Here is a 24,990-nt window from a genome sequence, read left to right on the forward strand (position 1 = left end):
GAAATCGAGCGAGAACGCGCGATCGACATCAGTTGCGAACGCTCGTCTTCGCTCAGCACCAGTTCCGCCTTCGGTCGTCCCATCGCCATGCTGACGTCTCCCGTTCCGTTGACGTCAACATGCTACGCGAAGATAGACCAGTTAACAACGGAACAGGACACTAGCGCTCACCGTGCACGTGCATGCCGGTAGCCGGGAGCCCGCGCGTAACGCTCGTGATTGTCGACGAGCCCGTTCCGATGCAACCGCCGAGACTCATCAACAGCGCGCAATGCAAACATCATGCGTTCATCGAGCATTGAAGCCCAAGCCGACTGCTCCTAACATTTATATCTTCTCCTGTCATACAACCATGCGCCCCCGCCGCACACAATCGCCGCGAACGGGACAAACTTGCACCACGCATAGATTCGGCTCAGTGCGGGAAGCATGTACGTCTGCCCCCCTTGAAGCCATGCAATCAGCGGGATCACTCCGAATTCTATTACTAGCGCCCCTGACAAAAAAGTTAATAGGCATATAAGCAGATATACAAACAACGCCCGCACATCACGATTCGTTTTCAGATTCATTTCTTTGCCGGAGGAGGATTAAGCAGAATCCCCGTCACCCCATTAGTGGTTTCCGAACCGCTTGCGCCGAGCGACGTGCCTAGAACCGATGGTAGCACGCTCGGCGAAGCAGGCTTCGAGATGCCGAGACCAAGATCAATCCACGCCGGTTGATACCATGGGTTCAGTTTTGTGTTCAGCAGCCCTTCAATCTTCCCGCCGATCACGTAGCCGGTCATCGAACCTGCGACGGCACCCGCAATGCCAGTATTTGGATTTTCACCCTTATACGCAGATCCGGCGAGTGAGCCACCGGTATTGATCACCAAGCCCGGCATTAATCCAGTACCAAACGTAAGAGCACCGGTCACGCCCGCCATAACAGTATCAACCGGATTAATCTTGCCATTATTGAAAACATACTGCGCGCCCGAATTAATGGCGGCTCCGATACCACCGCCCGTAGCCATTCCGATAGCGGAAGGAATGCCCCCCGCCGTCACTACCCCCAACCCTATCATCCCTGCACCCGCGAGCGTTGATCCCACCGGATCATTTTTGATGTTCGATGTCACCAGATCGTTATACGTCTGCCCGCGACCTAACTGCTTCTGTCCGCGATCGTACGCATCTTGATTTGGCTTGATGTACTGACCGTTGTAATTATGATTTGTATACTGCGGATCGTTCTTGTAGCCATCGCAATTCAAGTTTTGACAGCCGACGATGCTACGAATCTCATAATCATGTTTCCCGCGGGACACCTCCGCCGCCTGCTTATCTGAGTTCCTCAGAATCTCGGCAACTATCCGGCCCTCGGCCTCCTCCACGCTTATCCCGAGCTTTTGCGCAACGATCTTCGCATCCTTCTTTGCTCGCGCGTACTCGTCCGGATGGAGTTGCCGATTGAAGCGATCCACACTGGCTCCAGTCAACGCACCGGTCCCACCACCCACCAACGCGCCAGCGCCGCCTGCCAGCAGGTTCGAGGTCACATTACCCAGCAGTTCGTCAACGTTCTTGTTCCCGGTCGGCCCCGCATCTTTGATCGATTGCGCTATTTCATTCAGTTGCGGCGCAAGCTTCGCCGACACACCAGCACCCGCAGCGCCACCAACCGCACCCAAGCCACCGCCGGTCAACCCACCCGTCAACGCCCCGCCTGCGATATGCAACGCAACGCGGTTGCCACCACCCTCGGCCCAACTAGCAGCCTCCTGTTGGTATTGTGCCTTGAGCGTCGGATCAGTCGTGTTGTTTGCGTTCGTCTGTGCCTCCTCCCGTTTCTTATCGGCGTAGTTCCCAATCTGCTTCGCAATCGTCTCCGCCGCCGCCTGCGCCGCATTGATCAAATCCGACTGATTGCTCAACACCTGCTGCAAATCCGGCGTCTTGCCAACCGTCCCGTTCAGATTCGACGTATCACGATTGAGCGTCGCCACGTCCTGTTTCTGGTTCGCCTGATCCGCAATCGTGATGGTACCGGCACTGATCGCGCTCTTCGTACTCGCGCTGCTGCTGTCGCTCTCGCTCACATACAGCGGCTGACCGCCACCCGTATTCTTCCCGCTCGTCGGCCCGTGCGTCGCGTAATTGCTGCCCCCATCACCCACACCACCACCAGCACTGATCCCGAAGCTACTCGCGTTGTAGCTCAAGCTGTTCTGAATATCCGAGAACGACAACGTCCCCGTCGTCAGCTGATTCTTGTCCGGCGTCGCCGTGCTCGCGATATACGCACCCTTCAGGTCCGTATTGCCCTTCACGTTGATGTCGAAGCCACCGTCCCCGGCCCGAATCCCAGCCTGCTCGTTCACGCCCGCATAGTTACCGCTCGCATGGCCGTTCTGCATGCTGATGCTGACGCTGGCGCTCGCACCGCCCTGACTGACGCTGAACCCACCACCCGAACTGCTCTGGTGGGCTTCGCTGCGGCTCGTATCCTGCACCGACGCGAGATTCAGGTTGCCGCCCACATCCGCCATCACCTTGTTGGCGTTGACGTTGGCCCCAACGATATTGGTATCGCCGCCGCTGATGATCGTCGCCGTATTGCGCGCGTTGACGTGTGTATTGTTCTGCGTCGCCGCATCCGAATTCGCATCGCCGTGCGCACGCGACATCGACGCCGAGACACCGAATCCGCCGGTGCCATACGACACCCCCACGCTCGCGCTCTTCGATTCGTTCGTGCTGCGCGTGCTGTCGGTATCCGTGCTGTTGACCAGATTGACCTTGTTCGTCGCCTGCAGCAGCACGTCCTTCGCGTTCACGTCCGATCCCTGGATCGTCACGTTTCCTTGGCCCGCGTTCTTGTCGCCCGTCGCGACGAACGCCGCCGTGCCGCCCGCCTTCACGCTGCTGCCGTTGTTCTGCCTGCTGTCCTCGGTGAATGTCGTCTTGCTGTGCGAAGAACCGAAACTCAACTCGATCTTCGCCTCCGGCTTGCCGTTCGGATCGCTCAGCGCCTTGGTCATATTGCCCGTCGCGCCGACCAGATCGGCCATGCCGCCGGCCGCGGCGACCGCATGCAGCGCGGCGGCACGTCCGTCCTGGCTGCCGCCGGCATCCTGCGCCTGCTGGTTCACGTTCTGAATTGCATCGATGACGGGCGACTTCACGGCCAGCGTGAAACCCGAACTCTTCACCTCGTGCGTTTCTTCGTGATGGCGATCGGTCCGCGACGCATCGATCGTCACTTCCTTCGCGATGCCCGTCACGTCCTTGCCTGCGACAATGTCGGAGCCCGTCGCGTGGAGTTTGTTGCCCGCTACCATCGACACGCTGCCGTCGGTGCTGCCGATCAGGCTGCCCTGCGAACCCTTCACCGTGTCGCGGCTGGTATCGATGGTCTGGTTCGTGCCGTACGAAATCCCCGCGCCCGCACTGCCGAGGCCCGACTTCTTCACGTCCTTGTAGTGATATTCGCTCGAGGCCGTGTCCGCCGTGGCGATCGTCAGGTCGTGACCGGCCGTCAGGCCGACGTCGTTGGTCGCCGCAATCGTTGCCGCCTTCGCCGTCAGGTCATTGCCTGCCTGCACCGCGACACTGGTACCCGACAACGTGGTACCGACCGCATTGGTGTAACTGCTCGAATCGATCGTGTGCGTCGATTTCGACGACAGGAAGCCGTTTTCCTTGTGATAGTGCTCGTCGTTCGCGCTCGCGCTTTGTTCACCGGCATTCAGATTGACATCATGCCCGGCGCTCACGCCAATCGCACCCTGCGCATTCGCATACGCGGCCGTCGCATTCACGTCATGGCCCGCCACGATCGCCAGATTGCCGCCCGTCGCGATCTGCGTGCCCGTGTCGATCGACGCTGAATGCTCGGCATGATTGCGCGCATCCCACTTCACCGCATCCTGGCTGCTCTGGCGAACCGCATTCAAATTGACGTCGTGGTTCGCTGCGAGCACGGCATCGCCGGTCGTCGCAATCACAGCCGCATTGGCGTTCAGATCCCGGCCGGCGACGGCTTGAAGCGTACCCGCATTGACCGTCGATATACGGTCGATGCCGGTCGCGCTGCCATTCGCGGCCTTCGCCGAGCTGGTCGTGCTCGTCAGATTGAGGTCGCGGCCAGCCGACAGCGCTACGGTGTTGCCTTGAATCAACCCGCCGAGATTATTGAGGTCCTGGTTCGCGCTCGCGAGCACGGTTCCACCCGACACCGTACCGCTGTTGTCGATCGAATCGGCATGAATGATCGTGACGTTGCGGCTAGCGATCGTGCCCGAGTTCTTGTACGCGCCGTTGGCATCGACCGTGACGTTCTTGCCGGAGATGATCGTGCCTTCGCCAGTCACGTCCGCCGCGTTCGCGCGCAGATATACCTGCGGCACCAGCACCGTCTGCTGACTGCCGTTCGGCAATGTCACCGTCTGATTCACAAGCCACACGATGTCGCTCGTCAGCGCAGCCATCTGCGCGTCGGTCAGCGCCGTGCCGACATTCAGCCCGAACTGCTGCGACGCCTTCACGCCGTTCGCCATCAGCGCTTCGTATTCCTTCTGATTGTCCGTGTAGTCACCGATGAACCGCTGGCCGGCGGTCTGGATGATCTGCTGCTGAACGAGCTGCTGCTCGTAGAAGCCATCGCCGATGCGCTTGAGGACCGTATTCGGATCGACCTTGAGTGCATCCAGCATCGTGTCGCTGGACAACCACTTCCTGTAATCGGTAAAGCGCGGGTCCGTCTCGATCAGGAAGTGGCTGCCCGGGTCGCTCGTCACCCGATACAGCGCGTTGTTCGGCAGGCGTGTATTCGGCGTGACCGTGCGCACGACTACATCGCCGATATTGGCCTTCACGGCCGATACGGTCCCGACGCCGACGCCCGACACACCCGAGCCGACCAACACTTGCCCGCCAACTTCCTTGCCCGCTACTGGCGTCACGCCCGTACCGCTTGCGCCCTGCGCAGCGGATGTCGCCGCCGCCACGCTCTTGATCGGATCGGACGGTTTGCCCGGATCGGCCAGCACCACCGGCAGATCGATCGCTTGTGACGGAATAGCCGGCGAGTAGTTGGTCGTCGAGGTCGCGCGTTCGTCGCCGCTGAACGCGCCGCCGGACTGCACCCAGGTATAGATCGCCTTGCCCGAGCCCGTGAACGTTTCAGTACCGGTCGCGCCGATGTTCTGCACGTTCCTCGGATGGTTGCCGTCGCCGGCCACGATCTGGCTCTTGTCGTTGACGCCGGACGGCGTGTTGATCGTGATATGACGGCCAGCGGTAACCGTGCCGGGTTGCGAAGCCGTTACCACGTCCTTGGTCGATTTCACGTCTACCGTGTAGACGGTATAGGTCTGGACGAGCCGGCTCGCGACATCCCCGTTATACCCAACGAGCGCCTGATTCAGATTTTGGTAGGCCGCGACGGTGGCCTTGTACCACTGTTGGAACGGTGCGCATGCCGCGTTTGTCGAGGTCAGACATGAAGGGCTCGGTGGGCTGAAGGGAGGCGGTTTTGCGCCCGTCACATCAGCTTCAGTAGGGGGCTTGATGGCGAACCAATCGCTGCCAACGCCGCGTCTGCCAGTAACCAGTCCAGCACCCGCAGTCATGGCGAATGGTCCCGACGTCATCCATGCCGGATTCCCGTCCGGCGGCGGCGCTACGCCAAACGTCGCCCAGATGTCAGCCGGGACCGTCCGATACGCACCAGTTTGTGTAGCTGCGCCGCCCCCACCAAAGTTGATTGCGGCATACGCCGTGTTATCGATCTTGCCCGCCACCCCGTTCATCGTGTACTTCGCATACTCGGCAAACGGATATTTCGTCGACGGCAGCAGGATGAATTTCTGATCGTCGTCCAGCGCCCACTGGTAATCCGTGCCCGGATGGATTTCCTGGCTGTTCTTCTGGTACAGGTAGACCGTCGACGGGTCGATCTTCTCCGTCGAGCCCGGCACCTGATACCAAAGCTGATTCCCGCTGTCGGTCGTGACGGTCGTGGTCTGGAAGTTCGAATTCAGGTTCTCGAACCGGTTTGCGCCGATCGTGATGTCGCGACCGGCGTCGATCTGCGCGCCGTTGTTCGTCACGGTCTGCGCAGCGCCGGTTGCCTGATGGTTCGCGTCCAGCGCGCCGCCGACACGAATGTCGTTGCTCGCGTACATCAGCGCGTTGTTCTGGTTCATGAGCGTCTGCGCCCCGATGTCGAGGTCACCGCGAGAAGCAATCACGCCACCGACACCCTGGGCATTCCGGTCGTTGACAACCGTGTTCGCGCCCACTGCGACCGTGTCGCCGTAAATCCGGCCACCGGCATTCGTGATCGTGTCCCCGGCCGTCACCGTCGTTGTGCCGCCATCGATCAGACCTTCGTTCGTGATCGACTGGTTCGCGTGAATGTTGGTCGCGTCGCCACCGATAATCTCACCGGTCGCACGGTTCCGGATCGAATTGGCGCTCACATTGGCGACATTGCCCGCCGACAGCGTGCCGCTGTTGTCGAGCGTGCCGCCGGCCGTGGTCGTCAGATCATGACCGGCCACGATCTGGCCGGCGTTGGTCAGATCGCCTTGCGCCGTTACGTCGACGTCGCCCGATGATTGGAGCTTGCCGTCGTTGCTCAAGGTCCCGGTCGAGACCGTCAGTTGCTGACCACCATTGATGTCGCCCTGGCTGTTGACCAGCGTATTCGCTGCCGTCAACGTTGCAGAGCCTTTCGACTGGATGCTGCCCGACGTGTTGTCGATGATCGGTGCGGTCAGCTTCGCATTCCTGTCCGCTCGAATCGAGCCGGACGTATTGTCGATCGCCTGATTCGCATCAAGGGTGACGCTTGCGCCTTCCATCCCGGCAGTCAACCCCGGCACGCCTGCGGTGGTCGGCAGCGTTGAATTGGCAGTCTGCGCATTGCGAATCGTATCGCCCGTCACCCACAGCGCGCCGCGCGCATGCATGGCGCCGCGCGTGTTATCGACCGTCGTACCGGACACCGTGACATCGCTGTTGCCGCCGATCTGGCCGGCCACGTTCGACACCGTACCGGCGCTTCGTACCGTCAGTACGCCGTCCGCCACGAGCGATCCCGCATCGTTCGTCACGGAAGCAGCGTTGACGGTTGCCGCACCGCTCGACGAAATCGCACCACCTGCGTTGCTCAGTGCTCCCGTTGTCAGCGTGACGCCATTGCCGAGAACCTGACCACCCGTGGATTGCCCTGCCAATATGCCGTTGTCGAACGTCTGGCCGTGCGTATCGAGATCGACCGATCCCGTCGCCTGCACCAATCCCGACCGGTTATCGAACGCCCCCGAACGGCTCGTCAGCGATTGGCTCGCCGCCACGTTGCCGAGCGTGTTGTCGATCGCACCTTGTCCGGACGCGAGCGTGACGTTCGCCCCCGTGATCGTACCGCCCGAGTTCAGCAAGCCGGAATTGGTGAGCGTCGTGTCCCCCGAGGCCAGCAGCTTGCCCCCTGTATTGTCCGTCGCACCGGATGTCGCCACCGACAATGCGCCGGAGACGGAGCCGATGGTGCCACCGCGGTTTGTCACGGTCTGCGCCGCCACGGTCGTGTCGTGTGTCGTCGCGATCGTGCCGCCTGCATTCGTCAATGCGCCTGCAACATTGAGCTTCGCTGCGTCCGCTGAAACCGCGCCTTGCGAATTGTCGAACGTGCCGGCCTGCGTGTTCAGCGCACCGGCAGCGGTAATCTTGCCTTGGGTATTGTCGAGTACCTGCGAGACGATCAGCGTCATGTCGCCGTTGGACGCGCCGATCTGGCCTGCACGGTTATTGAGGATGCCGGCTGTCGCGGACAGCCCGCTCGCCCCCACCAGCTTGCCGCTATCGTTCGACACCGTGCGGGTTGCGGTCAACGACAACGCATCAGACGATGACCCGATCTGACCGCCCGCATTGACGAGATCCCCCGCCTGGACCTGTACGCCGCGCACGGCCGTCATACTGCCGTTCGAGTTGTCGATCGTGTCGCTTGCAACGACGAGCGCATTGGCCGAACTTACCGTACCGCCAACGTTCGTCAGAGACTTCGTCGCACGCAGCGCCGTGTCGCCGGCGGCCGATCCGATCGTACCCGCCGCATTGCCAACGCTGTTTGCCGTCACCGACAGACCATTGCCGCCGACTATCGCGCCGGACTCATTCGAGACCGCGCCCGTCGCCGTCACGGTCAGCATATCGGTGGTGCCGATCTTGCCGCCCGTATTGACGACATCGGTCGCGGTAATCCGTGCGGCGTGTGCGCTCACCGATCCAGCCGAGTTGTCGAGATGGGCCGTGTGAATCGACAGATCGTTCGCGGACGCGACCTTGCCGTTTGCGTTGTTCAGCGATTGCGTGACGTCGAGCGAGGTATCGCCCGCCACGGAGCCGATCTGGCCCTGTGCGTTGGAAACCGCATTCGCCGTCAGCGTGAGACCATTGCCGCCCGCGAGCTTCCCGTTGTCGTTCGACACGTTCCCGGTCGCCGTCAATGTCAACGCGCCCGTCGACGTGCCGATCTCGCCGGCCACGTTCGTGAGGTCGGTTGCGGCGATCTGCGCCGTGCGCGCAGTCATGTGCCCCTGCGTATTGTCTAGCGCGCCGGCCGAGTTCAGGGACAGTGCGTCCGCCGCCAACGTCCCCGACCGGTTCGAAACCGATTGCGCGGTTACGTTCGCGAGGCTGTGCGAACTGATGGTGCCGGAGTCGTTGACCAGTTGCCCCGCACTCAGTGTCACGTTCTGTCCGCTCATCGTGCCGGCGACATTCGACAACGTACCATTCGTCGTGACGTTGACCGCGCTGGCCGCGTTCACGGTTCCGTGGTCGAGCGTGACGTCGTTGGCGAACAGATTGACGTTGTCGCCCGCTGCCAGTGTGCCGCTGCTCGTCACGTTCGCGGCGCGCGCCGTGACGGAGCCACCGCCGACGAGATTGCCTGCGGAATCCGCGCCCGCGTATGCCTGCCCGCTATTGTTGAATGACGTGGCGGCTGTCAGGTTCGTGTTGCCGGCCGACGAAATCGTTCCGGCGTTCGACAGCGCCCGAGACGCGTTCAGATCGGTGGCCTGCGTACTGACAATCGTGCCTTGCTGGGCGACGTTGGCGCCATCGATCCGGGTATTCGCGGCCGACTGAAGACGCGCCGTCGGCGCAATCGTCACATCGCCGTTGTTCGAGACTTGAATATCGCCAGTCAGTGACGTGATGGAACCGGCATCTCGCACACCCACGCCGGCCTCGGTCCCGATCATCCGGACGCTATTGGCGAACATGCTTCCCAACGCCTGCACGTCGATCGCGACGCCCGGCGCGGCATCGGTACCGTTCCGCGCCTGCGCGGTGTTGCTCGCATAGTCGACCCGGTTCGCCCCCCGCCACCGCGGTGATCGAATCCGCCCACACCTGGCCGTTGATCGTCATCGCGCGTGCGATCAGGTCGATCGCGCTGCCATGCGCGTCGAGCCCCGCACCGGCGATGCCGATCTGCCCCTGCGTCACGTTGAAACCTGCCAACGTGCCATCCGGATTGAAAGTCGGCACGCCGGTCGTCAGCGTGACACGCGGAACATTCAGAAAGCCGCAACCCGCACAGGTGATGCCTGCCGGATTCGCGATCACGAGATTCGCGCGATTACCGGCGATCTCGGTGGGCCCGAGCAGTTGACTGGGGTTGCCCGACGTGACCTGGTTGACGATCACGCGCGCGGCGTTGTTGCCGAGGAATGGATTGCCTTGCACCCAGCCGGCGAGTTGCGTCCGCGAATCCCGGCCGCTGTTGACCAGCACGGCCCCCTTCGTGCCGACGTTGTACTGCGTGAAGTTGTTCAGCGAGACGCCGTTCTTCGGTGCGGTAATGTTGACGAGCGGTACGCCCGATGCCGACACCCCGACGACCGGATGGGTCGGACCGCTTCGATCGGGCGTGATCGGCAGCGTTGCCTGCGCTTCGGCGACGAGCGGCTGCATGCCGAACGTACACAGTGCGGCGAACGCGGTTGCGCGTGCCGCAAACCAGATCGAGATTCCGGAATCCACCGACACGGGTCGAGTGGCTGGCCGCACGCGAGCGCGTTCACCGCCCCCGTGCGCCGATGCGTATTCGTCAACCGCTACCAGCATGCCGCGCACGGCACTGAAGACCAAGCGAAAGATTCCGGAATTCATGATCGTCTTATTCTTGAATGCATGTCGAGCCGGCCGTCCACGCATCGCGAGAATGACCGGCCGCTACTCACGTTACTTGCAGCTCAGTGCCGCCAGACCGTTGATGTTGCCCGTCGTCGCGGCCGGGATGCCGTACGACACCACCAGATACGGTTGCTTCGCGTCCGTGCCCATGACCGTGCTCATCAGCGCCGATCTGGTTTTCGAGCTGAGCTCCGCCAGACCAATCGCGGAGGTTCCAACGAACGACTGGTTCTGGTCGCTGCCGATCGAGTACTGCAGATTCAGCGTGTAGTTGATGGCCGGATGACCAAAGGTGTCGGTACCGCTCGTCAGCGTCGCCGTGGCGCCATTCAGCGAACCCGGCGCCGTATTGCCGTCCGTCGACGTCGGACGCGTTGCGAAGGCCAGCGAGCATTGCATTTGCACGGGCGACGTCGTATCGATCGCAACCGGCACACCGATTGCCCATACTTGCCCCTGATTGGCGTTGTACGTCGCGCCTGCCGAATCGGCGCCGTCCGTCCAGCGGCCGATGGCGATGTCGCCATTGCCGGCGAGATCCGTCACGGTGCCTTTGGTCAGGGTCTTGATCGTGCCCGACGAGTCGTAGGGAATCGCGACATAGGCGCCTGGCGCCTGCTCCTTGAGCGACGCGGTCGGCTGGGACAGGGCTCTGAGCGTGTAATTCCCGTTCGGCATCTGTCCACCGTTCCACGATGCGGGCGGCATCAGAATGCGGACCGTCGAAATCTGGCTCGAGATCGATTGGGATTGCCCTTCCACGCGAATCCCCGTCGAAGACGACGCACTACCCGACGGCGCTCCGTTCGACGACGCGCCATTCGATGCCGCGCTGCCACCGCCACCACCGTCGTCACCACCGCCACATGCGCTCAGGCCAAGCGCCGCCACCACCGCAAACGTTGCCGCCGCGGCTTGCAAAAGCCGATGCTTCTCGTACCGGTGCTGCATGGTTCCTCCTTCTTCTGATTGACGATCTGATTGACGATCAACAGGACACCGAGTCGAGATCGACACCCCGCTCGGCCCGCCCCGCTACGCTCAGAACAACGTGCTGACCTGGAACAGCAACGTCGGCGACCCCGTCTTGAATCCTTCCGGCTTCGACAACGGGAAGCCGAGCGATACGTCGTAGTTCAGCGCGGCGCCGAGCACGTTCTTCGGTGCGAGATTGCCGCGCATGCCGACGACGGCGCCGACCAGCGTTTCGCCGAGCAGGTATTGGGCGGCCGGTCCCCGCACGCGCCCGGCATCGATGCCGGCATAGAGCGCCTGCGTACCGACAGGCGTCGGCACGTACCAGTCGAGTTCGTTGGAAACCACCCAGCCGCTCTCGGCGGCGAGCGTCAGTTGCTGATCGAAGCCGCGCACCGCGTAACGCGTGCCGATCGTGAAATAGTCGGAAGGGGTCAGCGGCGTACGTGCGTTCTGCATGTTCCAGCCGAACTGGTACGAGAACGCCTGACTGCCGATCCTGAAAGGAACTTGAGCGCCGAGGCTTGCCAGTTCGATCTGCGTCTTGCCGTCGAAGTCAGGGGTGCCGACCACCGTGCCCGAATGGCTGGAGACGCCAGGCAACGATGCGCGCCACGCGAATGAGCCGTCGAGCACGACATTGCCGATGTACTGGCGATGCGCGATACCCAGTTCGTAACCGATGATGTCGCGATGCTGCACCGGAATGTCGACACCGTCGATCGCGTTGCGGCTGATCTTGTGGAACAGGTTGCCGTGAATTTCGGTGCGCGCGTGCGCGTTCCGATAGATCACGCCGGACAACCCGGCCTGAAGTTGAGACTGAACACCGCTGTATTCGATCGGCTCGTCAAAACCCGCGACTGTCTGCTTGTACCGCGAGCGGCTCGCGTTCAGCGTCAGCATCGCGTAACCGATCGGCACGCTGTAGTTGGCGGAGACGGATTGATTCCCCTTCCCGGATGCGCCAATGTTTGCGTTCGTCGTGCCTGCGATCTGCAGTTGATCGTACAAGTGAAACGGGGAATCGAACGTGAACGAGCCCGACAGCTCGTACTTGCCGGTCGAATCGAGACCTGCGTTGTCCGCGCCGATGACGGCATGCCAGCGCTTGCCGGTGCCCGGATGGAACACCAGCTCCGAGTCGCCCGGATTCATGCCGGGTGCGATGTCGAACGTCGCATCGGACTGTGACTGGAGACGGCGCACGTTCTCGAGCCCCTGATCGATGTCGCGCTGATTCAGCAACGCACCGGCCGATGCCGGCAATGCCGCGCGCGTCCAGCCGATCGCCGGTTTGCCGGCGCGGATGTCGCTGATCCGCCCGGGAACCACACGAAGCGTCAGCGTTCCGGCTTGCAGCGATTGCCCTGGCACGAGCACGCGCGACGTCACGTAGCCACGGTCGATCAGTGCGTTATTGGCCGCGTCCTGAATCTGCTTGAGCGCGGCCTTGCCGACGCACTGGCCGACGACCGGTTGCAGAAAACGTGCAAGCCATGCGAACGCATTGTCTTCCAGTGCGATTGCCTTGATCGGAAAGCACGGATTATCGAGCGGCAAGTTGTCGACGCCGGTTGTCGATGCCTTCTCGCCCGTCGGCGTCAGGACGGTCGGACGAGGATTCAATTCCTTCGTCGCGTCCAGTTGCTGTTGTTGCAAACGCTGGATTTGCGGGCCAGACGTGATCTCGGACGGCGGAACGCCTTGCGCGAATGTAGAAACGCTCGCCAACGCCAAAATCAACGCTGCCGAAGTTTCTCGTTTCTTCACTTGTTAGCCGCGTAATGATTGGTCTCTCGCGCCGCAATTTATCAAAACACTCGAAAGCACAGTGTCAGAAATTGCAATGCCGTACCAATATCCTCAGCCGTGAATGTTCACCCGCCGTGGCTGCATGATCGGCGATCGCGGCGTACTCCAATCAGATATGCACAAGTCAATCCCTCTAAAAAGCAAAAAAATTGACACTTCGAAAAGGTTATCCAATAAAAATCACGCATCAAAAACAGAGCAGTTTCTCTAGGGAGACCGCCAGGCAAAAGAGGCGCCATCGCCCCACATCAACTCAATAAATCATTGATTTATTTAGACCACTCGCAAATCAACAAGGAGTACCGGGCACATCTCCGTGGAATCGCCCTGCGAGACTTCATCGTTCTTACGAAAATCCCAAAAACCACCCTTAATACTGAGATAGGAAATATCAAAATCTGGACGATTGACATTCCTCACCGCCGTTAATCCACTGATCATCGACAAGTGACAGTAGACGTCCGTGCGATACTAAACGTCTCCAATTTGCAACACGATTTTCGCCACACGCCCTGTTTGGCTCCGGAATGTAGAATTTTTGAGACACATATCACTTTCCCGAACACGGCCAGCTGCGGCCGCTCCGCCGATGTACTGTTCAAGGCTGAGCGGGCCGAATCGGTTTTGGGTGTCCGACCTTCCGCAGCGATTACCGGAGAACGCCACGCATGGATCAAGACAACGCATCGGAACTCGTCGCTTCTTCCCCCGTACACGCGCACAGCGGCGCATCCGCGTCGATCCCGGCCGTCGCGCCATCCAGAACCGCGCTGCTCGTCATGCATTACCAGACCGACATCCTCGGCCTCTTCCCGTCGGTCGCGGCCGAGTTGCTCTCCAATACGCGCAAGCTATGCGACGCCGCACGAGCGGCCGGCGTCGGCGTCTGGTTCGCGAACCTCCGCTTCAGCCCCGGCTATCCGGAAGTCAGCCCGCTGAACAAGAACGGCCAGGGCATCAAGCAACTCGGCCTGTTCATCGACGACGGCCCGTGTCCCGAACTGGCCCGGCAACCCGACGAACCGCTGATCGTCGCCCACCGCGCGAGCGTCTTCTTCGGCACCGATCTGCAGGCGCGGCTGATCGCACGAGGCGTCGATACGCTGATCATGGTCGGCATCGCGTCGACCGGCGTGATGCTGTCGTCGATCGCTCACGCGAGCGACGCCGATTTCCGCCTCTATACGGTCAAGGATTGCTGCTACGACCCGGACCCGATCGTCCACGAGCATCTGTTCGCCACCGCGTTCGAATCGCGCACGACGGTGCTGTCGCTCGCGGATGCGCTGCGGCTGCTGGCGTAACGGCGGACTCGTGGCACCGCCGTTCGGAATCGTCCGCCGGACGCCGCTTACCGAGCCGCCGCGCCCATTCCCGCCAGAATGAGATCGATGCCAGCCAGGAACTGCGCGCGCTCGTCGTGCGCGGCCAATTGCGCCGCCACCTTGCGCACGAACGGGTACTGCGTCGGATCGAGCTGCCCCCACCGCTGGGCAACGGCCGCGACGATCTCTGGCTGACCCGTCTCGCGCGGATGCAGCCGCGCGCCGGCCGCGTACTGGCCGGCCAGCCCGAAAATGTAATGCATCAGCGCGGACGCGCCGTCGAATTGCGCGGATTCCGGCACGCCCAGCGCCTGAAGCTGCCCGCCGACGCGCTCCAGGATCCGCAGCACCGCGTGCTGCCACGGTTCGCGGAACAACTGCGCCCCCACCCACGGATGCGCGCTGAACGCGTCGAACAGACGCAGCGCGATGCGCCGGAGCGCGTGCGCCGCATCGCCGTCATGCTCCGTCGGCACGTCCGTCAGCGCAGCCGCGATCACTTGATCCGCGGCCGCCGCGAGCAGGTCGTCCTTGTCGGCGACGTGCCAGTAGATCGCGCCGCTTCCGGTCGCCAGGTGTGCAGCGAGCGAGCGAAACGTCAGCGCGCCCTCGCCTGCATGGTCGAGTATCCCGATCGCGGCCTCGACGATCCGCTCTTTCGACAACGCATCCGCGCGCCGCTCGGTCCGGTTGCTGGTTTTCATGCGCGTCAGCTTGACACATCTGGAACATCGTTCCAATATCGCGCCGATGGAACATCGTTCCATTACTTTTCCGAAGCGGGCGCGATGCCGGGGGTACCGCCTTCTCGATCACACCGGGCCGCCCTGGCCTGAAACCGAGCCACCGATGAATCCGCCCGTGACCCATGATGTCGTGATTGCCGGAGCCGGCCCTGTCGGCCTGTTTCTCGCATGCGAGCTGCGCCTCGCCGGTGTGTCCGTGCTGGTGGTCGAGCAGACGGACGATCCCGAATCTCCGCTGAAGCGTCTCCCGTTCGGCATGCGCGGCCTGTCCGCGCCGACCATCGACGCGCTCTACCGTCGCGGCCTGCTCGACGGCATCGCATTGCCGGCCCACGCAAAGGACACCGCGCACTGGATGCAGCAAGCACGTCGTCCGGCCGGCCATTTCGCCGGCATCCAGTTCTTCCACGACGACATCGATGCGTCGCGGTGGCCGTATCACCTGCCCGGCCCGGCCGGCACGCACATGGCGACCGACATGGCGCGCGTCGAATCCGTGCTGACCGCCCGTGCGGGCGCAACGGGCGTCCAGATTCGCCGCGGCCTGGCGGTTGAAGGCTTCGATCAGTCGGCCGATGCGGTCACGCTGCGCGTGGGCGGCGAGACTTTCCGCGCACGCTGGCTCGTCGGTTGCGACGGCGGCCGCAGCGCGGTCCGCAAGGCCGGCGGCTTCGCGTTCACCGGCACCGACGCCGAGTTCACCGGTTATTCGATCGAAGCCGGGTTCGCCGATCCGGGCGCGCTGCCGCCGGGCCGTCACTACACGCCGGCGGGCATGTACACGTACACGCCGCCCGGTACCGTCGCGCTGGTGGAGTTCGACGGCGGTGCGTTCCATCGCAGCGGGCCGGTGACGCGCGAGCATGCGCAGGCCGTGCTGCGTCGCGTGTCCGGCGCCAGCGTCACGTTGAACACGCTTCGGCTCGCCGCCACGTGGACCGACCGCGCGTATCAGGCCGCGACGTATCGCAACGGACGCGTGCTGCTCGCAGGCGATGCCGCGCACATCCACTCGCCGCTCGGCGGGCAAGGGCTCAATCTCGGGCTCGGCGACGCGATGAATCTCGGCTGGAAACTCGCCGCGACGATCCGCGGCGACGCGCCGGCGGGCCTGCTCGACAGCTACACGGACGAACGGCATCCGGTGGGCGCGCGCGTGCTCGACTGGTCGCGTGCGCAGGTCGCGCTGATGCGGCCGTCCTCGGGTTCGCGCGCGCTCGCGGCGATCATGCGCGATCTCGTCGATACGCGCGACGGCGCGACGTACTTCGCCGAGCGCCTGTGGGGCGTGTCGCTCGCGTACGATCTCGGCGGCGGCCATCCGCTCGTGGGCCGCAGCGTTCCGGACTTCGAACTGACTGATGGCACGCGGCTCGGCAAACGCGCGAGGCATGGCAAGGGTGTGCTGCTGGACTTCGATGCGAACCAGCCGCTTCACGCGACGGCAAACCGCTGGCGCGACCGCATCGCCTATATCGCGAGCGACGCGAAGGACCGGCTCGGATTGCGCGCGGTGCTCGTGCGCCCCGACGGTTTCGTCGCCTGGGCGTGCGAAGACGACGTGGACGCGGACATCGACGCCGCCACGCATGCGCTCACACGATGGTTCGGCACGCCGCGCGCGGCAAATTGAGCGCCGCCGCCCGACGCAGGAAGCTGCCGACCGACAAATCTCCATGCGCGCCATCAACGGCACGCCCGACATTCTCGAACGCCCACGCGATCCGCCCTGCCGCAGCCCGGACCACCCGCGACGTGCGCGACATCGCGCACGTCAGCCGCGTCCGCCTCACTTCGCGATAAACACCCCCGACGTCGGGCACGTGCCCTGCGTATTGCCATCCGTCACGAGCGACGCCGCGCTCGGAAACTGCGCGGTCGCATTCGTCTTCACGGCGATCCACGCTTCGGTGAAATAGCTCACGCCGTTCGTCTTCGTGCATTTCAGCGACACCGCGCTGCGCGTGTTGCTGCCGAACGCGCCTTCGAAGGCCGACAGCAGCTGGTTGCGCGTGACCGTCTTGCCCGCGTTCGCCTGCAGGAACGCGTTGAACGACGTGTTGCCCAACCGGCTGATCATGCCCGACGCCTGGTTCCAGTAAGCATCGGGCGTCGCCGAATTCGAACAGGTGCCGTGCTTGAACCATTCGTGCTTGTCGAGACACGACGCAACACCCGGCATGTACGTCGACAGCGTGTTGCGGGTCGCGCTGCTGATCGGGTACGTGTCCATGCTGCACCACTGGTGCGCGTTGTCGAGATCGATGTCGTTTTGCGGCACGCCGCAGTAGAACGGCTGGTTGCCGTCGTAGCGGTTCGGCCACAGCCCGTGCAGCGACAGGCTCGTCGCCGCATACGAGCCGGCGAGGTTCGTGCATTCCGGCGTGTCGTGCGACGCGCAGAAGCCCGGCTCCCACGATGCGGCGAGCAACAGGTAGTCGTAGCTGGTCTGCGCGGCGGCGTGCAGTGAAACGGAAGCGACGGCGAGTGCGGCAGCGGCGCGGGCGAGCGTCTTCAGCATGGCGTGTTTCCTCGGAAAAGGCTTGCGGGCGCGGGATGCGCCGCAAGGTTGTCGAATGTCTGCTCGCGATTGTTGCTGCCGCAACGTGGCACGAATGTGAAGGTGCACGAAAGAAGGCGGGATCGCTCAGGCGCCGAGCTGCGTGCACGCCCGCGCCGATGCTTGCGGGCCTTCGAGCGCGAGAATCTGCCACACGCCGATGCTGACGCGCCGGCGCGCCGCCGTCGATGCGTCGGCCAGCAACGCCTCGACGCGCGGCGCGGCATCGGGCGCCTTCTGCTTCAGCGCCGCATGGTGCCGCGCGCGCGACGCCGGTTCGGGCTCGTACACGTCGCACAGGCGCACCATGCCGGCGAGGCCGGCCAGATCGTCGTCCTTGTCGATCGCACCCGGCTCGACGGGCGCGAGCCCGTTGCGCTCTTCCAGCGGCAGCCTGTTGCGCGCGCCTTCGTCGATCGCCGCGGCGGAAGCCGGCGGCAGGCCGCCCATCGCCGCGACGATCCGGCTGCCCGCGGCGATCATGTCGCCCTGGCATGCGATCTTCTCGGCGGCCGCGACGTTCGAGCAGAACGACACCGACGTCCGGTACACGTCGTCGCTCATGCGCAGCACTTCGTCCGTGTCCGCCTGCGCGAGGCCCGCGCTCGCCAGCGCCAGCGCGGCCGGAATCAGGATGCGGAACGCCCTCGTCTCGTTCATGGTTGTGTCATCCGTGGGTGCTGATGGCGGACAATCTTGCCGGGCCGTGCGCAAGCGCCCCTTGTGATGCCGGGCCCGCGGCCGGCGCCACGCGTTTCACTTCATCGACGCCACCTCCGATCCGCCAGGCGACAACGCCGCGCTGTCCTGCTCGCGCCATGCGCGGCGCGACGCCATGATCGCGCTCACCGCCGAGCGCGCGACCTTCCACCATGCGAACGGGCGCGGATCGGCGAGCATGCTGAGCGCGCGTGCATAGTCGAGCGTGAGGCCGGGCGTCCACGCCATCGTCACCGCGCGCTTGCGGATCTGCGCGGCCACCCACAGCTCGGGCGTGAGCAGCAGCCGCACGAACGCGCCCCACCCGGCCCGCTCGCCCTTCAGCCGCCACACCGCCCCGTCGAGCGCGGCCTCGAGCGCATTCGACACGGTACTCGAGCAGTTGCGGTGCGTGAGGTTGTACGTCGTGTTCTGTCGGTACGACGACCAGAACGCGTCGAGCTTGGCCGGATCGTAGTTGCGGATGCGCACGCGCACGGTCGACGGGCACCACGCTTTCGACTCGGTCGCATAGTCGGGCTGGAACAGGCCGGGTACGTCGTTCTCGCGCGTCGCACGCAGGATGCGCGTGAATTCGTCCGGAGAACGATCGATTTCGACGCCCGGATACAGGCTGATGTAGATGCCCTCCGGCGATTCCAGCGCCGCATGGCCAGTCGAGATCACGCCGTTGACGTCCACCGCCGCGATGTAGCGGTCGATTACCGGATAGCGCTGCGCTTCGGCCTTCGACGTGCCGGTCGGCGTCCATACGTGCACGGTGAGCGCCCGCTCGCCGTCGGCCGGCGGGCCGTCCCATTCGGATTGCGCGAACTGCGGCAGGCCCTGCGCATCGTCGAGATCCGGCGCGAGCGCTGGCGCGGGCGACGTCGCGAACGCCGGGTTGCGCGTCAGCCGGCGCACGCGTGCGGCGAGGCTCAGCATGTGCATTCCGCCGAACATCAGCAGCAGGCCGAGGCAGTACGGCACGGTGCCCGCGTAGTGCGTCGGGTACGGCTGGAAGAAGAAGATCGCCAGCAGGATCTCGACGACGCCCCACGCGAACGCGACGTGCCAGCGGCGATAGCGCACCATCCACGCGGACGTGCACTGCAGCAGCCCGTCGACGAGAAACAGCGTGCCGAAGATCATCGACAGCAGGAAGTGGCCGTGATGATGGCCGGCGAACACGAGCCCCGCGGCCACCACGACGGCGACGCCCTTCACGTAGCGCAGGATGCGCTGCCCGCCGACCCCGCTGCCGGCCACCGCGAGCGTCGCGAGCCCTTCGATCAGGAACAGCCACGCGAACAGCTCGATCGGAAAATGCAGCGCGCCGTCGAGCGCGTCGAGGAAAATGCCGACGCCCGCGGCCACCCACAGCCAGCCGAGCACGGTTAGCCCGCGCCAGCGGGTTCGCAGATATTCGATGCCCAGCAGCAGCAACACCAGTCGTACCATTGCGCCCTCGTTTTTTCGGGATACGCGCGGCCTCGCGTTCCCGGTCGTTTCGGCCGCGCATGGTGCGACGCGCCTGCCGGATGGCGGTCATCGTTGCCGGCGCGTCATGCCGCCGACATGACCGATAGCGGCCGGCACGCGCCGCTCTGGCCGAATAATAAGATATGACGGAGCCGGGTGAAAGCGCCGCGAAAACGTTTTCGACGGGCGCGAACGCGCCAGGCCGCCCGCTGCCGCGGCGAACTTCCGGTTCGACAACGTGCGGCGGATACGCGAGAATCCGGCTTCCGAGGGCGAAAGCCACTGAACTGAAGCGAACCGCACGGACGGCGTAGCCGTCGCGACGTGCGCCGCGCGACGGCAGCATCGACCGGAGCACCACCATGCCCGCCTCCCCGCTTCATCCCCCGCCGCTCGGCCCGCAACTCAGGCGCTGGCGCGCGCTGCACCGCGTGAAGCAAAGCCACGCAGCCGAACTGTTCGGCGTCGCGCAATCGACGATCTCGCGCTGGGAGGCCGGCCTTCAGCAGATGTCGCCCGACGAGCGCGCAACGGCCGAACGGCTGCTCGCCGCGCGCCTCGACTCCGCGGGCGATCACGCGCTCGCGCGGCTGATCGCCGGCAGCGCCGGCCGCATGCATCTCGTGTGCGACCTCACGCACCGTCTGCTGGCCAGCTCGCCGGCGCGCGCGGCCGAATTCTCGCAGCCGGTTTCGGCACTGCTCGGCACGTCGCTGTGGCGCTACGCGACACCGGAAATCGTCCGCATGGAAGCCGCGCTCGATCCGCTCGGCTGGCACGACCGCGCGGGGCCGCCGAGCGTCGAGTTCGACACCGGCGCGAATGCGTCGCGCGTCGTGCCGATTCGCGGCAGCCGGTGCCGGTGGACGCGGATGACGCTGTCGGACGGCTCGGCCGTGCGGCTCGTTGAAACGCTCGACGCGCGCTGACGCACGCGCATATTTCATGCGTGGACGAAGCGCGTCCGGCCGGCGTACGCTTGGCGGTTCATCGCAAGGACGCCGATCATGAATCCCGATACGATCCACGCGCGGCTCGCTTTCCTGCGCGAAGCCGAGCGCCTGAAGGACGTGCTGCGCAGCGGCCATACGTCGGCCGGCCGTGCGGAAAGCACGGCCGAGCACAGCTGGCGGCTGTGCCTGATGGCGCTCGTGTTCGCCGACGCGCTGCCCGGCGTCGACGCGCTGAGGCTGCTGAAACTGTGCGTCGTCCACGACCTCGGCGAGGCGCTGCATGGCGACATCCCGGCGATCGAGCAGGCCGCGCACCCCGACAAGAGCACGCACGAACGCGACGACCTGCTGACGCTGACCGCGTCGCTCGACCGCACGATGCGCGACGAGATCGTCGCACTGTGGGACGAATACGAGGCAGCCGCGTCGCCGGAAGCCCGCGCGGCGAAGGCGCTCGACAAGCTCGAAACGATCCTGCAACACAACCAGGGCCGCAATCCGCCCGATTTCGACTACGCGTTCAACCTCGGCTACGGGCGACGCTACACCGACGCGCAACCGCTGTTCAGCGCGATCCGCGCGATCGTCGACGCCGATACGCAACGCCGGATCGACGCGAGCGGCCAGCGCTCGACGAGGAACGCGACCGGCCGATGATGGCGATCGTCGCCGCGCAGCGCTAGCACCGGGCGCCGCACGCGCGGCGGGCCCGTTCCACGAATCGCGACAAACTCGCCGTCTCGCCCGCCCGATGGTGCGGCGTCCACACAATTCAGCACAATTTCCACACGATTTGGCGCGAATTCCTCGCTTACCATGAGCGCCTGATTCGATTCGGCACGCCCGCGCGATGCGTACGCGGAACCCGTTGCGCGCAACACGCCCGGCACGCGACGCCTACCGGATCGTTCCGCCCGGCCGCACGCATCGCCGGCGCACGCTTCATCCTCGCTGCATGCTCATGACCCAGAAGACCCATCGCCGCCGGCGCATCGTGCTGGCCACCCTCGCCGTCGTCGCGATCGCCGCCGGCGTCACGCTGAAGGCCTGCGCGCCCGACAAGCATCCGCAGTACCTGTCCGCGCCGGTCACGCGCGGCAACCTCGAGAACGCGGTGCTCGCGACCGGCGCGCTGCAGGCGTTCAGGCAGGTCGACGTCGGTGCACAGGTGTCGGGGCAGTTGAAGACGCTGAAGGTCAAGCTCGGCGACAAGGTCACGAAGGGCCAGTGGCTCGCCGAGATCGACCCGGTGATTTCGGAAAACGCGCTGCGCCAGGCGCGCGCCAGCGAAGAAAGCCTGCGCGCGCAGCAGCAGTCGACCGCCGCGCAGCTCACGCAGGCCGAACTCGCGTTTCGCCGCCAGCAGGCGATGCTGCCCGACGACGCGACGTCGCGCGAATCGTTCGAGGCCGCGCGCGCAACGCTGGACGTGCAGCGCGCGACGCTCGCGTCGCTCGCCGCGCAGATCCGTTCGGCCCGCATCCAGATCGAGACCGCGCAAGCCAACCTCGGCTACACGCGCATCGTCGCGCCGATCGACGGGGAAGTCGTCGCGATCGTCACGCAGGAAGGCCAGACCGTGATCGCGCAGCAGCAGGCGCCGGTGATCCTGAAGCTCGCGAATCTCGACACGATGACGGTCAAGGCGCAGGTGTCGGAAGCCGACGTGATCCGCGTGAGCGCCGGCCAGACCGCGTATTTCACGATTCTCGGCGAACCGGACAAGCGCCACTACGGCAAGCTGCGCGCGATCGAACCCGCGCCGCAGAACTATGCGGAAGCGCAGAGCGCGCTCGGCGGCGGGGGTAGCGGCGGCAGCACGAAGCCGAACAGCGCGGTGTTCTACAACGCGCTGTTCGACGTGCCGAATCCCGGGCATCGGCTGCGCATCGCGATGACCGCGCAGGTCAACATCGTGCTCGGCAACGCGCGCAACGCGCTCAGCATTCCGGCCGCCGCGCTCGGCGACAAGCGCAAGGACGGCACCTACGCGGTGCGCGTGCTGCGCGCCGACGGCGGCACGGAAACGCGCCACGTGCGCATCGGCATCAACAACAACGTGCGCGTCGAAGTGCTGGCCGGCCTGAAGGACGGCGAACGCGTCGTGATCGGCGAGGCGTCGCCGGACGAGCGCGCGCCGCTGGCGGACGCGGTATGACGATGAGAAGCCAGCCCCTGCTCAAACTCGCCGCCGTCACGCGACGCTTTCCGGCCGGCGACAAGGACGTTGTCGTCCTGAACAACGTGAACCTGTCGATCGACGCGGGCGAGATCGCCGCGATCGTCGGCGCGTCGGGCTCCGGCAAGTCGACGCTGATGAACATCCTCGGCTGCCTCGATCATCCGAGCGAAGGCACGTACACGGTCGGCGGGCGCGACACGCACATGCTCGACAGCGACGAGCTCGCGCAACTGCGCCGCGAGCACTTCGGCTTCGTGTTCCAGCGCTATCACCTGCTGCCGCACGTCGACGCGGTGGCGAACCTCGAAATGCCGGCGATCTACGCGGGCACCCCGCGCGCCGAGCGGCACGCCCGCGCCCGCGCGTTGCTCGCGCGCCTCGGGCTCGCGGATCGCGCGCATCACCGGCCCGGGCAACTGTCCGGCGGCCAGCAGCAGCGCGTGAGCATCGCGCGCGCGCTGATGAACGGCGGCCAGGTGATCCTCGCGGACGAACCGACCGGCGCGCTCGACACGAAAAGCGGCCAGGACGTGATCCGGATCCTGCACGAACTGAACGCGCTCGGCCATACGATCGTGATCGTCACGCACGACAAGGCCGTGGCGCGCCATGCGCGGCGCATCATCGAGATCAGCGACGGCGAGATCATCGCCGACCGGCCGAACCGCCACTACGCGGAGGCGCTTGCCGAAGCGCTCGCGGAGGCGCCTGCCGAAGCGCTCGCGGAAGTGGGCGCCGACGCGGCCGCGAGTACGCCGTCCGCGCCCGCCGCTGACGATGCACGGCCGCCCGTCGGCGCCGATTCCGTCGCCAATGCCGATCCCGCGCCACCCGGCCGCCGCTTCGCAGCCGGCACCGGCCGCTTCGCCGAGGCGTGCCGGATGGCGTGGATCGCGCTCGTGTCGCATCGGCTGCGCACGCTGCTGACGATGCTCGGCATCATCATCGGCATCACGTCGGTGGTATCGATCGTCGCGGTCGGCGAAGGCGCGAAGCGCTACATGCTCGAAGAGATCGGCAGCATCGGCACCAACACGATCAACGTCTATCCGGGCACCGACTGGGGCGACAGCCGCGCGGACACGATCCAGACGCTCGTACCCGCCGACGTCGCCGCGCTCGCCGAGCAGCCGTACGTCGACAGCGCGACGCCCGAAACGTCGCGCACGCTGCTGCTGCGCTACCGCAACATCGACGTCAACGCGCTCGTGAGCGGCGTCGGCGATCGCTACTTCCAGGCGCGCGGGATGCGCTTCGCGCTCGGCGTCGCGTTCGACGACGATGCCGTGCGCCGCCAGGCGCAGGTGGCCGTGATCGATCAGAACACGCGCCGCAAGCTGTTCGGCGCGACGCGCAATCCGGTCGGCGAAGTGATCCTGGTCGACAACGTGCCGTGCGTCGTGATCGGCGTGACCGCCGACAAGAAAAGCGCGTTCGGCAGCGTGAAGAGCCTGAACGTGTGGGTGCCGTACACCACCGCGAGCGGGCGCCTGTTCGGCCAGCGCTATCTCGACAGCATCACCGTGCGCGTGCGCGACGGGCAGCCGAGCGCCGCGGCCGAGAAAAGCCTCGAGAAGCTGATGATCCAGCGCCACGGCCGCAAGGACTTCTTCACGTACAACATGGACAGCGTGGTCAAGACCGTCGAGAAGACCGGCCAGTCGCTGACGCTGCTGCTGTCGCTGATCGCGGTGATCTCGCTCGTCGTCGGCGGGATCGGCGTGATGAACATCATGCTGGTGTCGGTCACCGAGCGCACGCGCGAGATCGGCATCCGGATGGCGGTCGGCGCGCGCCAGTCGGACATCCTGCAGCAGTTCCTCGTCGAGGCCGTGCTCGTATGCCTGCTCGGCGGCACGATCGGCATCGCGCTGTCGTTCGGGCTCGGCGCGCTGTTCTCGATGTTCGTCACGCAGTGGAAGATGGTGTTCTCGGCCGGCGCGATCGTGACCGCGTTCGCGTGCTCGACGCTCACCGGTGTGATTTTCGGGTTCATGCCCGCGCGCAACGCGTCGCGGCTCGACCCGATCGATGCGCTCGCGCGCGACTGA

Annotated in this window: 14 protein-coding genes and 1 pseudogene; 6 read left to right on the forward strand and 9 right to left on the reverse strand. The window is 64.8% G+C overall.

Features of this window, described 5'->3' with window-relative positions:
* Positions 1-568 precede the first annotated feature (568 nt).
* From LGN10_RS00005 to LGN10_RS00025, 5 genes and pseudogenes are all read right to left on the reverse strand, one after another.
* A complete protein-coding gene (locus LGN10_RS00005) occupies positions 569-9,286 on the reverse strand; it encodes a hemagglutinin repeat-containing protein (RefSeq protein ID WP_226221062.1) in 8,718 nt (2,905 codons plus the stop codon).
* Positions 9,273-10,049: a filamentous hemagglutinin N-terminal domain-containing protein gene (locus LGN10_RS00010; protein WP_226221392.1), complete on the reverse strand. Its 777-nt coding sequence runs from the start codon at positions 10,047-10,049 to the stop codon at positions 9,273-9,275. The genes LGN10_RS00005 and LGN10_RS00010 overlap by 14 nt, the downstream gene beginning before the upstream one ends.
* A gap of 24 nt (positions 10,050-10,073) precedes the next feature.
* Positions 10,074-10,223, reverse strand: a pseudogene (locus LGN10_RS33600) (ESPR-type extended signal peptide-containing protein); the annotation flags it as partial.
* 27 nt (positions 10,224-10,250) lie between these two features.
* A complete protein-coding gene (locus LGN10_RS00020) occupies positions 10,251-11,153 on the reverse strand; it encodes a hypothetical protein (protein WP_226221064.1) in 903 nt (300 codons plus the stop codon).
* 90 nt (positions 11,154-11,243) lie between these two features.
* On the reverse strand, positions 11,244-12,950 hold the full coding sequence (locus LGN10_RS00025; protein WP_413227129.1) for a ShlB/FhaC/HecB family hemolysin secretion/activation protein: 1,707 nt from the start codon (positions 12,948-12,950) through the stop codon (positions 11,244-11,246).
* Positions 12,951-13,660: 710 nt separating this feature from the next.
* On the opposite strand from LGN10_RS00025, the gene LGN10_RS00030 reads away from it, so the two are divergent.
* Positions 13,661-14,296 (forward strand): isochorismatase family cysteine hydrolase, encoded by a 636-nt coding sequence (locus LGN10_RS00030; RefSeq protein WP_226221069.1) that lies wholly within the window; start codon positions 13,661-13,663, stop codon positions 14,294-14,296.
* Between the two features lie 47 nt (positions 14,297-14,343).
* Here LGN10_RS00030 and LGN10_RS00035 read toward each other — a convergent pair whose 3' ends face one another.
* Positions 14,344-15,021, reverse strand: a complete 678-nt coding sequence (locus tag LGN10_RS00035; protein ID WP_185716561.1) for a TetR/AcrR family transcriptional regulator — start codon at positions 15,019-15,021, stop codon at positions 14,344-14,346.
* A gap of 145 nt (positions 15,022-15,166) precedes the next feature.
* Between LGN10_RS00035 and LGN10_RS00040 the strand changes: the two genes are divergently transcribed.
* Positions 15,167-16,696 (forward strand): FAD-dependent monooxygenase, encoded by a 1,530-nt coding sequence (locus LGN10_RS00040; protein WP_226221070.1) that lies wholly within the window; start codon positions 15,167-15,169, stop codon positions 16,694-16,696.
* Between the two features lie 156 nt (positions 16,697-16,852).
* Here LGN10_RS00040 and LGN10_RS00045 read toward each other — a convergent pair whose 3' ends face one another.
* From LGN10_RS00045 to LGN10_RS00055, 3 genes are all read right to left on the reverse strand, one after another.
* Positions 16,853-17,584, reverse strand: coding sequence for a ribonuclease T2 (locus LGN10_RS00045; protein WP_226221071.1), 732 nt, complete (start codon positions 17,582-17,584; stop codon positions 16,853-16,855).
* A gap of 126 nt (positions 17,585-17,710) precedes the next feature.
* The gene (locus tag LGN10_RS00050) at positions 17,711-18,283 is read right to left on the reverse strand and encodes a hypothetical protein (RefSeq protein WP_059640859.1); all 573 of its coding nucleotides are present in this window, start codon (positions 18,281-18,283) and stop codon (positions 17,711-17,713) included.
* A gap of 96 nt (positions 18,284-18,379) precedes the next feature.
* Complete coding sequence (locus tag LGN10_RS00055; RefSeq protein ID WP_226221073.1) at positions 18,380-19,783, reverse strand: HdeD family acid-resistance protein; 1,404 nt, start codon at positions 19,781-19,783, stop codon at positions 18,380-18,382.
* Between the two features lie 383 nt (positions 19,784-20,166).
* Between LGN10_RS00055 and LGN10_RS00060 the strand changes: the two genes are divergently transcribed.
* From LGN10_RS00060 to LGN10_RS00075, 4 genes are all read left to right on the forward strand, one after another.
* On the forward strand, positions 20,167-20,733 hold the full coding sequence (locus tag LGN10_RS00060; protein WP_059584538.1) for a helix-turn-helix domain-containing protein: 567 nt from the start codon (positions 20,167-20,169) through the stop codon (positions 20,731-20,733).
* Positions 20,734-20,811: 78 nt separating this feature from the next.
* Positions 20,812-21,414: an HD domain-containing protein gene (locus tag LGN10_RS00065; RefSeq protein ID WP_099317732.1), complete on the forward strand. Its 603-nt coding sequence runs from the start codon at positions 20,812-20,814 to the stop codon at positions 21,412-21,414.
* 304 nt (positions 21,415-21,718) lie between these two features.
* On the forward strand, positions 21,719-22,915 hold the full coding sequence (locus LGN10_RS00070; RefSeq protein ID WP_059640876.1) for an efflux RND transporter periplasmic adaptor subunit: 1,197 nt from the start codon (positions 21,719-21,721) through the stop codon (positions 22,913-22,915).
* Positions 22,912-24,990 (forward strand): MacB family efflux pump subunit, encoded by a 2,079-nt coding sequence (locus LGN10_RS00075; protein WP_226221074.1) that lies wholly within the window; start codon positions 22,912-22,914, stop codon positions 24,988-24,990. The genes LGN10_RS00070 and LGN10_RS00075 overlap by 4 nt, the downstream gene beginning before the upstream one ends.

It is taken from the genome of Burkholderia sp. AU32262 (assembly GCF_020419985.1).
In the GTDB taxonomy this organism is placed as follows: domain Bacteria; phylum Pseudomonadota; class Gammaproteobacteria; order Burkholderiales; family Burkholderiaceae; genus Burkholderia; species Burkholderia semiarida.